We start from the raw sequence: 10,107 nt of genomic DNA on the forward strand, positions 1-10,107 counted from the left end.
CAGTAGGAGAAGGGACAGAACCGATGCCGGCCGCCGCACCCGGGTGGGACATGTGAAGCGTATCACAAGCGTCGCAGGGCAGTGAAGCGTCTTCGGACATGCCCGCCATCGAAGTTTTCGATGGCGTTGTGTGAGCGGGTCTACAGGATTCGAACGTCGTTCGCTTGCGGGCCATCGCCCGGTCCCCCACAATCGGGAGCGCATCCCGCACGGGACAACGACAGCCCCATAAGGAACGAACAATGGCAATCAACCTGGGCGATAGCGAGCGCGAAGCGGCGTGGCGCAAAGAAGTCCGCGAATTCATCGAGAAGGAGGCGCCACCGGCGCTCCGCTCCGCCGAGGGCGGCGAGGGCGGCCTCTTCGCGCGCATGGGCGCCATTAAGGAATGGCGCGATAAGCTCGCGGCCAAGGGCTGGATCGCGCCCGCCTGGCCGAAAAAGTACGGCGGCGCCGACATGACCGTCGTCGAGCAGTTCATTATGAACGAAGAGTTCGCCGAGGCTGGCGTGCCCTCCAACGTCGGCGGCTTCGGCGTGATGATGATCGGCCCCACGCTCATCGAGCACGGCACCGAAGAGCAGAAGGAAGAGCACCTCGGCAAGATCCTTCGCGGCGAGGTGATCTGGTGCCAGGGCTACAGCGAGCCCGGCGCCGGCTCCGACCTGGCGGCCCTGCAGACCCGCGCCGTCCGCGATGGCGACGACTACGTCATCAACGGCCAGAAGATCTGGACCACCGGCGCCCAGTTCGCCGACTGGATGTACATGCTCGTGCGAACCGACCCCGATGCCCCAAAGCACCGCGGCATCACCTACCTGCTGGTCGACATGAAGTCGCCCGGCATCACTGTCCGCCCGCTGACCACCCTCGCCGGCACGCAGACCTTCAACGAGGTGTTCTTCGAAGACGTGCGCGTCCCGGTGAAGAACCGGGTGGGCGAGGAGAACCGCGGCTGGTACGTCGGCACCACTACGCTCGACTTCGAGCGCTCCTCCATCGGTTCGGCGATCGGCATCCGCAAGCAGCTCGAAGGGCTGATTCGCCAGGCCCGCGAGGGTAAGGAAGCGAAGTTCCGCAGCGACACGGTGCGCCGGGAGTTCGCTGACCGCTGGATCGAGGCCGAAGTCGCCAAGATGCTCAGCTACCGCGTCATTTCGATGCAGGCGGCCGGCAAGATCCCGAACCACGAGGCGAGCATGTGCAAGCTCTTCACCAGCGAGCTCAGCCAGCGCATCGCCAACCTCTCGATGCACCTCTACGGGATGTACGGGAACATCCGCAATCGCGCCTCGATGGGCTACATGCAGGCCGTCTCCTCGACGATCGCCGGCGGCACCAGCGAAGTCCAGCGGAACATCATGGCCACCCGCGGCCTCGGCCTGCCGCGCGGCTAAGGTTCGTCCCGGCAAGTTCGACCACCCCGGCCCCGGGTATCTCCCGGGGCCGCGTTCATTCGACGGCACCCGCCGGTTGGGGATAATGAGGCGAATGGCGACGGCGGCATGCGCGGCGAAGCTGGCCTGGCAGGCCGGCCAGGCGATCGCCCTAGCGATTTCGCTCTATCAGACAGCCATCACGCTGGTCGGCTACCTTGCACGGCGGCACAACGCCGAACGAGACGGCGCGCAGCCGTGGGGCGCGCGCTTCGCCCTGGTCGTCTGCGCCCGCAACGAAGCCGAGGTCGTCGGCCGCATCGTCCGCGACCTGCTCGAGCAGGAGTACCCGGCCGAGCTACGCGACGTGGTGGTCGTCGCGCACAACTGCACCGATGTCACCGCCCGCGTGGCCGCGGCCGCCGGGGCGCGTGTAATCGAGACTGAGACCGGCCTGCCCGGCAAGGCGTGGGCCATCCGCGCCGCGATGGAAGCGCTGGGCGAAGGCTACGACTTCGTCGGGGTGTTCGACGCGGACGCCCGGGCCGAGCCGGGCCTGCTGGCTACCGTGGCTGCACGCGGCCGGGAGGAGCAGTGCCTCCAGGTCGAGACCGTGCCGATCGCCGACCCGGAGTGGCTTGCCGAAGGCTACGGCTTTGGACGGAAGGCGCGGAACCTGTTCTGGTGGCAGCCGCGGGAAGCGCTCGGGCTGGGCACCACCATCAGCGGCTGCGGCTGGTTCATGCGGCCCACCCTCCTCGCAGAAACCCTGCGCTCCATTTCGACGCTCACCGAGGACCTGGAGATGACCGCCCTGCTGGCGACCCGCGGGGTCCGCGTGGCGTACGTCTCGAGCGCCCGCGTGGCGGTGGGCGAGCCCCGCGACCTCCGCACCTCGTTGCGGCAGCGCACGCGTTGGGTCCGCGGCCACCTGCTGGTGGTGGCGCGATACTGGCCCGGCCTCCTCTGGCGTGCGCTGCACGGCGACCTTCGCGCGCTCGACCTCGCCATCTACCTTGTGGCCCCGACCCGCATGCTCACCCGCCTCGGTGTGAGCGCGGCCGCGCTCCAGAGCCTGTTGCGGCTTGGCCCGCGCCTGCCCCTGGCCGCGACCCTGCCCGTCGCGGCGGCCGAGTGGGCGGTGCCGGGCGCCATTGCCCTGCGCGAACGGCTCATCGGCTTCAACCGCCGCGGGCTCCGGCTCGCGCTGCAGCATGGGGTGCTCAGCCTGCTGTGGTTCCCCATCGGTCTGTGGGCGCTGGTCACGGCCCGGGTGGTGGCCTGGGCGCCGTCCGCCCGTTCGACTGCACCCCAGGGAGGCACGCATGTCGCGCCGGGGGGCTGAGGGCGGGCAGCGCAGCGCCACCGCAGGCTGGGCTTTCGCCGGGGCGGTGGGCACCCTGGCGGCCACGCTCTTCTTCGGCATCGCCACGCGCGTTTCGCTGGCAAATGACATCGACATCGTCGCCCGGGCGGGCATCTCCCGCGTCCTCCGGGGCGGGATCAGCGACCTGATCGACACCTTCCTTATCATCTGCGTGCTGGTTGCGGCCTACGCGGTCGCGCTCTGGGCGGCCCGCCGGGGCTTCCCGCAGGCCTTCCCGGCGGTGCTCGGTGCGATCGCCCTGTGCAGCGCGGCGATGCTGCCCGCCATGCCGCTGACCTCACCCGATGCCGTTCACCTGGCGGCCGACGTGCGCACCTTCTGGCTGCACGGCAAGTGGCCGGCCGACTTCGGCGGCACCCCCGACAAGGTCGACGACCCGGTCGCCAACGAAGTGCGCGTCTACCGCAGCAACCCCAGCGGCTACGGCCCGCTGGCGTACATGATCGGCGGCGCGCCACTGCCGTTCGTCGGTGACGGCTTCCGCGCGAACCTCGTCGGCCAGAAGGTCGTAGCCGGCGCCTTCCTCCTGCTGACGGCAGCCGCCGCGGGCATCGTTGCGAAGCGGCTCGGGCGCGACCCTGCCTTCACCGCTGCCTTCATCGGCCTCAACCCCATGATGCTCTGGCAGTACCCCGGCGATGGCCACAACGACGTGCTGATGGCCTTCTTCGGCGTGGTCGCCCTTGGGCTGGCGGTCGAACCCGGCTGGCGCGCGCGGGCCGGCGGCGCCCTCGCGGGGCTGGCCTCGGTGCTCTGCAAGTACGCGCTCGTGCTCGCGGCGCCGCTGGTCGCAGCGTTTTGGTTCCCGCGGCTGCGGCTTGCCATCGCCGCGGCGGCCGTTGGGCTGGGGGCGCTCATCCTGGCGGCCTACGCGCTCGATTTCGCGCCGGTGCGCAACGGCACGCTGGGCCCGGCGACGGCGGTGGCGCCTTCGAACCCCTGGGGCGTGATCTCGGGTCTCTTCGACCTCGGCAGGACAGGCGAGAACCGCCTCGTGCTCTTTGGTTATGTCATTTACCTGGCCGGGCTGGGCGCCATCCTTTTGCTGCATCCCCTGCGCACCGGGCTCGATCTCGCCCGGGCGGCTGCGCTGGCCATGGGCTTCTTCCTCTTCGTCGCCTCGCCGGGCTACCTGCCGTGGTATCTCATCTGGTTCCTGCCCTTCGCGGCCATCTGCGGCGACCGGCGGGTGCTCTGGTGGGCGGCAGCCTGGAGCACCACCGCCTTCCTCCCGGTGCTGGCGCTGAACTGGCAGATTTCGATCGCGCGGAGCTGGAACATCCCGGAGCCGGTGCGCTGGTCGGTGGTCCTGGCGTGGGCGCTGACCATCCTCGCCGCGTGGCTGGGCCCGCGCCTCTGGAATGGCGGCTCCCGCCAGCCGCAGCCGGCCGCCGGGCCGCGCTTCCAGCCCCGCCAGAAGCGCAGGGCGCCTACCCGCGGGCGCGCCGCACCCGCCCGGTGAGTTCGCGCGCAAGGGCCGGGTAGCGCTCGAGGTCGTCCCGGCGGATACGCCAGAGGTCGGAGAACCGAACCGGCGCGAGCCAGAGGAAGAGCGCGGCGGCAGCCAGCCCCGAAGCGGCGTAGCTCACGGTCGTGCCCCAGGCCGCGCCGACGAAGCCGTAGGTCGGGATGGTCGCCACCCCCACGCCGGTGTTGACCACCAGCGAGAGCAGCCCGATCGCCAGCGGTAGCACCGGCCGCCCCAGCTGATTCGCAAAATAGTTGTTCAGCAGCGCCTGGGGCGCGTAGAAGAGCGTACCGATGCAGAGGATCCGCAGCGGCAGCGCCGCCTCGCGATAGGCCGACCCAAACAGGAACACCACCGCCCACGGCGCCACCGCCGCCAGGATGGCCGCCCCCGCGGCGACGATGAGCAGGGTGTGGCGAACCCCGGCTGCCGTGATGCGCGCCGCGCCGGCCCGGTCTTCGTTGCCCACCCGCGCGAACGAGGCCATGGCGATGGCCGAGGACACCAGCCAGAGCGCCTCGGCCCCGGCAATCGACGAGGCGTAGATGCCCGCACCCTCGCGCCCATCGAGCCCGACCACCAGCAGCAGGTCGACCCGGTAGTTCAGCATGCCGACCACGCCCGCCAGCCCCGTAACCGAGGTGAAGCGGAGCACACTGATCAGCAGCTCGCGCGATGGCCGGCCCCGGAGCGCCCTCGCCCACCAGCCCCGCCCATCGAGCAGCAGGGGGAGGAGCGCCGCGTAGTTCGCGACCAGCCAGCCCAGCAGGGCGGCCTCCGCCGACCGCCGCCCGAGCAGCACCAGGACTATCGCCAGGATGGCGAAGCCCGCCACCACCGGCAGGTGGCTCACCACGTTGTACAGCACGAGCCGGCCCTGCCCGAGGTAGATGCCGCTCAGGCTCCCCCGGATGACCGCCGCCGGCACCAGCAGCGCCCCCAGGGCCAGGATTCGGCCGCGCTCCCCGGGAAACACCAGGGGCGCCGCGGCAGCCGCCAGGAGGGCGAGGACGGTGACCACCGCGACGATCGTTAGCGCTGCGCCGGCCACCTCAGCCGGGTCGCGGCGGCGGTTCGCCACATAGAAGCCGGTCGCGGCGCCGAGGCTGATGATGCTGCCGGCGGCCGACGTCGCCACCACCACCGAGGCGTAGAGGCCGCGGTCGGCGACCTCGAGGGTGCGCGCGGTCAGCACGCCGATGGCCGCCCAGAGGAAGGTCGCGCCGAAACGAAAGGCCAGCGCGAGGAGACTGCCGGCAGCGATGCCCATGCGGGGCATGGTAGCGCCGCCGGGGGTTACGACGGCGGCGTGAGCGCCTCGACCAGCAGCGGCCCGATGGCCCCGGGCGAGAACCGCCGGGCGTTTTCGTATCCTGCCGCTCGCAGCGCTGCAGCGCGGTCGGGATTGGCGAGAACCCCCGCGATAGCGTTCGAAAGGTCCGCCGCGAACGAGCCCGACGCCAGCGGAACGACCACGGCGGCGCCCCCGGCGACCTCCGGCAGCGCGCCGCCATCGCTGCAGACCACCGGGACGCCGCACGCCTGCGCTTCGATGACGGGATAACCGAAGCCCTCGGCCAGGCTGGGCTGGGCCAGCACGTCGCAGGAGGCGTAGGCTGCCGGCAGCAGGTCGCCCGGGAGGTGCCCGAGTTCGACCAGGCGGCCGGCATCGAGGAGCGCCTGTGCCGCGGTGCGCAGGCGGCCCTTGAGCGGCTCCCCTACGCGGACCAGCACCGTGTGGCGCAGTTCCGGCCGGGCCATCGCCGCCAGCAGCGCGGGCAGGTTCTTGTACCCGCGGGTGTGCCCGATGGAGAGCACCCGGGGGCGGCCCGGCGGCAGCCGGAGGCCATGCGCCGCGAGCACCGCCTCCGCCTCGTCGAGCGGCAGCGGGCGAAACCCCTCGTGGAGGGCGTTCGGCACCACCCGCACACGCCCGGGCGGCAGGCGCAACCGGCGCCGGGCGCTTTCGACTGCGAAGTTCGAAACCGCCAGGACTGCGGAGGCGTGCCGGAAGGCGCGCGACGGCGCCCACATGGAGGATCGGCGCGCCAGCGACTCAACCCGCCCCTCCCCGTAGCGCCACGCCTCGAGGGAGATGACATCGTGCAGCGCGACCACCACGTGCGCCCGCGGCCACACGGTGACGTGGTGCGCCAGAGCCTGGTCGGTGAGAAGCACGGAATCGAACTGGCCCGCCCGCGCGGCGGCGACCGACGGGTGCCGGGCCCAGCGGCGCGAACGGGGGTGGCACAGGGGATACCACAGCCACCAGGGGGCGTACACGCGCTCGACCGCCACGCCGTGGGAGGTCAGCAGCAAGGCGGTGGTGTCGGCGAAACGGGAGATGCTCACCCAGCGGCGGCCGGGGAACGGTTCGACGAGCAGGACACGGGAGAGCGGCATCGGCACCTCGCCCCGGGGCCGTCGCGGGGAACGATGGGGCATCGTTTGGTAGGATGCGTACGGTAGCAGGCGGGCGTGGCGTAGTGGTAGCGCGCGACCCTTCCAAGGTTGAGGTGCGGGTTCGATTCCCGCCGCCCGCTCCAGCACGATCTCCACTTCTCCACGGGGCCTTTAGCATGACTGCGCCCGTCGTCGATGAGCCGCGGTTTCTCACCTACCCCGGCGCGAAGCGGCCCGACCGCCACCGCTGGGTCGATTCCTACGGCGTCCGCCTCGCGGTCTGCGAATGGGGCGACCCGGCCGGCCCGCCGCTCTTCCTCGTGCACGGCGGCTCGGATTTCGCCGGCACCTTCGATGTCTTCGCGCCGCTCCTCGCCGCCGCCGGCTGGCGGGTGATCTCGTGGGACCACCGCGGCCACGGCGATTCGGACCACGCGGCCCTCTACAGCTGGGACGCAGATGTCCGCGATGCGCTCTCGGTGCTTGATTCGACCACGCCCGACCCCGTGGCGGTGGTGGCCCACTCCAAGGGCGGCGGGATGATGCTCCAGCTGGCCGAGGCGCTGCCCTACCGGCTCTCGAAACTGGTGGTCATCGATGGCCTCCCCTCGCCGGACCCACACCCGGATGTTTCGGACCGGGAGCACCGGAAGTTCACGCAAAAGACGCTGGCCGACTGGCTCGACCACCGGCGTGCGGCGGCTGCGAACGCGCGCAAGCCCGGGACGCTCGAGGAGCTGGCGCGCCGCCGCAAGCGGATGAACCCGCGCCTTTCGGACGAATGGCTACGCTACCTGGTAACCATCGGCGCGCGGCGGGACCCCGACGGCTGGCGCTGGAAGCTCGACCCGGCGATCCGCTTCGGCGGCTTCGGGCCCTGGCGCCCCGAGTGGTCGCTCCACCGGCTGAAGGACCTGAAGGTCCCGCTCCTGGGGCTCACGGCGACGGTGGAAGAGGAGATGGGCTGGGGCACCGACCACCGCGCCATCATCCCGTACCTGCCGCCGGGGGCCGAATTGGTGCCGTTCGAAGATACCGGCCACTTCATTCATATTGAGCACCCCCACCGGGTTGCCGAGCTGGTGCTGGATTTCCTGAAATGACCGTTTTCCTGACGCACAACCGGGTGAAGCTGGCCCTCCACACGCTGCGCGCGGCGGAGGGTCCGGCCCTGCTGCTGCTCCACGCCCTCGGCGACCGTTCGCCGGCGGAGGTGCCGCCGGATGTGGCCGGCTGGCCGGGCCCCGTGTATGCGCTCGATTTCACAGGACACGGGGCCTCGAGCGTGCCGGCGGGCGGCGGCTATACAGCCGAAGTGCTGATGGGCGATGCCGATATCGCGCTCGCGGCGCTCGGCCGGGCAACGCTGGTGGGGCGGGGCCTGGGCGGCTACATCGCCCTGCTGCTGGCCGGCGCGCGGCCGCGGGAGGTAGCCGGCGCGGCGATTCTCGATGGCGCGGGTCTCGCGGGCGGCGGCGACCGGCCGGGGCCGGCGGTCGTTCGCGGGGTGCCCGGCGCGGTCAGCGCGCCCCACCCGTTCGCGCTGGTGGAGCTGGGCTCCGATATCCGCCCGCCCGACTATGTCCGCCGATTCGCGGAGCTGGCGGTGGAGCATTCGCCGCTGCGGGACCCCATCGCCGTCTGCGGGAGGATGCGCCCGGAGTGGCTGCGGGCCGTGCTCGACGTCCCGGGCGTGCGCGAGGAGCCGCTGGAGTCGGCCCTGGCGCGGTTCGCCGCCGCGGCCCGCCCGGACTGAGCGAGGCGACCGGTTCGGCACAGGCAAACGGCCGACCCGTTGCCGGGCTGGCCGCTGCAGGCTGGTCGCGGGGTTCGCTCAGGCCGACTTGACGAGCGTCTTGAGGCAGCGGGTGCAGATGTTCACCCGCAGGGAGCTCCCGCCAATGAAGATGCGGTGCTTATGGACGTTCGGGCGAAACGTCCGCGATTTCTTGGTGGCTTTGCGTTCCCAGCGGCCGCCGTGGGTGTGGCGGATGTGGCGCCCGAACTGGGTAGTCTTCCCGCAAACGTCGCACGCTCCACTGGCCATGCGTGTTCATTCCTTCCGTGGCAGAATCGAAATTCCATGCTAGCACCGGGATTCGGTAGCGGCCAAACGGCGGCCGGGGTGGCGCGTTGACCACTGCCGCACCCGTGCACGGGCACCTGGACGGCGCCGGGCTGCTGGCGCTGGTCGAAGCCGGGGCCGCCGCGGTGGCCGCCGATGCCGAGGCCATCAACGCGATCAACGTCTACCCGGTGCCGGATGGCGATACCGGTTCGAACATGGCCGGGACGTTGCGCGAGGCGGTGGCAGAGGCCCGTGCACGCGTGGCCGGGGCAACGGCGGGGACCGTGGCCGGGGCGGTCGCGAAGGGCGCGCTCTTCGGTGCCCGGGGGAATTCCGGCGTGATCCTTTCGCAGGCCCTGCGGGGATTCGCGGAGGCGCTGGGGCCCAAGACGGCCGCAGTGGATGCGGCAGGACTCGCGCGGGCGCTCCGTGGAGCGGCGGATGCCGCCTACCGGGCGGTGAGCGCCCCCAAAGAGGGCACGATGCTGACGGTGCTGCGCCGGGCCGCCGAGGCGGCGGAGGAAGCGGCTTCGGAGGCGCCCGGCACCTGCCTGCCGGTGCTGCGGGCGGCTGCTGCGGCAGCGCGCGAGGCGGAGGCGCAGACCATCGAGCAGCTCGAGACGCTGCGCGAGGCGGGGGTGCCGGATGCCGGCGGCGAAGGCGTCTGCGTGCTGCTCGAAGCGATGCTCGCCCGGCTGGAGGGCCGCGACTACGCCCCGCCCGAGCTGCCGCCGCTGAGCCAGCCATCGCCGGGCGGCCCCGCGCGCGAAGGCGAGCCCGACTTCGGCTACTGCACTGAGTTCGTGGTCGAAGCCGCCGGCGCCGGGGCCATCGACCTCGGGCGGCTGCGGGCGCTGGCCGAGCAATTCGGCACGAGCGTGGTCGTGGTCGGCGATGCGCAGGCGGCCCGCGTGCATGCCCACACCGGGGACCCCGAGAGGCTGGCGCAGCAGGCGGCGAAGCTGGGCACGGTCTCGCGCCTGAAGGTCGACGATATGACGGCCCAGCACGCCCGCTTCCGGGCCGGCGGCTCGGGGGCGACCGCGCGCACGGGGCTGCTGGCGATCAGCCGCGGCGCGGGCTTCGATGCGGTGTTCGAAAGCCTCGGCGCGGCCGTGCTCGACATGGGGGACGTGGAAAAGCCCGCGGCGGGCGAGATCGCGAGGCTGGCCGATGCGCTCCACACCGCGGATGTCATCGTGCTGCCGAACCACCGGAACATCCTGCTGGCCGCCGAGCAGGCGGCGGGACTGACACGCTGCACCCTCCACGTGGTGCCGACCCTCTCGCTGCCGCAGGGGATCGCGGCGGCGCTGGCGTTCGACCCGGACGCGGCGGTGCGCGACCTGCTCGCCCGCATGGCCGAGGCGGCCGGGCGGGTCAAGACGGTGGAGGTAACCACCGC

The 10,107-nt window shown here is 71.8% G+C and carries 9 protein-coding genes and 1 tRNA gene; 7 read left to right on the top strand and 3 right to left on the bottom strand.

Translation table 11 applies throughout. The features are described 5' to 3' along the window. Window positions 1-242: 242 nt before the first annotated feature. From VAE46_RS02800 to VAE46_RS02810, 3 genes are all read left to right on the top strand, one after another. On the top strand, window positions 243-1,397 hold the full coding sequence (locus VAE46_RS02800; RefSeq protein WP_322795391.1) for an acyl-CoA dehydrogenase family protein: 1,155 nt from the start codon (window positions 243-245) through the stop codon (window positions 1,395-1,397). A 94-nt stretch (window positions 1,398-1,491) separates the two neighbouring features. After that, the gene (locus VAE46_RS02805) at window positions 1,492-2,721 is read left to right on the top strand and encodes a glycosyltransferase (protein WP_322795392.1); all 1,230 of its coding nucleotides are present in this window, start codon (window positions 1,492-1,494) and stop codon (window positions 2,719-2,721) included. Then, window positions 2,702-4,225: a hypothetical protein gene (locus tag VAE46_RS02810; protein ID WP_322795393.1), complete on the top strand. Its 1,524-nt coding sequence runs from the start codon at window positions 2,702-2,704 to the stop codon at window positions 4,223-4,225. Before VAE46_RS02805 ends, VAE46_RS02810 begins: the two co-directional genes overlap by 20 nt. Here VAE46_RS02810 and VAE46_RS02815 read toward each other — a convergent pair. Together VAE46_RS02815 and VAE46_RS02820 are read right to left on the bottom strand one after the other, a co-directional pair. Then, the gene (locus VAE46_RS02815) at window positions 4,194-5,501 is read right to left on the bottom strand and encodes a polysaccharide biosynthesis C-terminal domain-containing protein (RefSeq protein WP_322795394.1); all 1,308 of its coding nucleotides are present in this window, start codon (window positions 5,499-5,501) and stop codon (window positions 4,194-4,196) included. The genes VAE46_RS02810 and VAE46_RS02815 overlap by 32 nt on opposite strands. Window positions 5,502-5,527: 26 nt before the next feature. Further along, window positions 5,528-6,634: a glycosyltransferase gene (locus VAE46_RS02820; protein WP_322795395.1), complete on the bottom strand. Its 1,107-nt coding sequence runs from the start codon at window positions 6,632-6,634 to the stop codon at window positions 5,528-5,530. Window positions 6,635-6,703: 69 nt separating this feature from the next. Here VAE46_RS02820 and VAE46_RS02825 point away from each other — a divergent pair. The 3 genes from VAE46_RS02825 (at window position 6,704) to VAE46_RS02835 (ending at window position 8,390) form a co-directional block, all read left to right on the top strand. Further along, window positions 6,704-6,777: transfer RNA gene (locus VAE46_RS02825), tRNA-Gly, on the top strand. Between the two features lie 33 nt (window positions 6,778-6,810). Then, window positions 6,811-7,737, top strand: coding sequence for an alpha/beta hydrolase (locus tag VAE46_RS02830; RefSeq protein WP_322795396.1), 927 nt, complete (start codon window positions 6,811-6,813; stop codon window positions 7,735-7,737). Next, entirely contained in the window at window positions 7,734-8,390 is a 657-nt protein-coding gene (locus tag VAE46_RS02835; protein ID WP_322795397.1) for an alpha/beta fold hydrolase, read from the top strand. The genes VAE46_RS02830 and VAE46_RS02835 overlap by 4 nt, the downstream gene beginning before the upstream one ends. Before the next feature lie 78 nt (window positions 8,391-8,468). Here VAE46_RS02835 and VAE46_RS02840 read toward each other — a convergent pair whose 3' ends face one another. Further along, window positions 8,469-8,681, bottom strand: a complete 213-nt coding sequence (locus tag VAE46_RS02840) for a bL28 family ribosomal protein (RefSeq protein WP_322795398.1) — start codon at window positions 8,679-8,681, stop codon at window positions 8,469-8,471. Between the two features lie 86 nt (window positions 8,682-8,767). Between VAE46_RS02840 and VAE46_RS02845 the strand changes: the two genes are divergently transcribed. After that, window positions 8,768-10,107: DAK2 domain-containing protein (locus VAE46_RS02845; protein WP_322795399.1), on the top strand; the 1,340-nt coding region annotated here is incomplete at its 3' end.

The organism is Tepidiforma sp. (genome assembly GCF_034433535.1).
In the GTDB taxonomy this organism is placed as follows: domain Bacteria; phylum Chloroflexota; class Dehalococcoidia; order Tepidiformales; family Tepidiformaceae; genus Tepidiforma.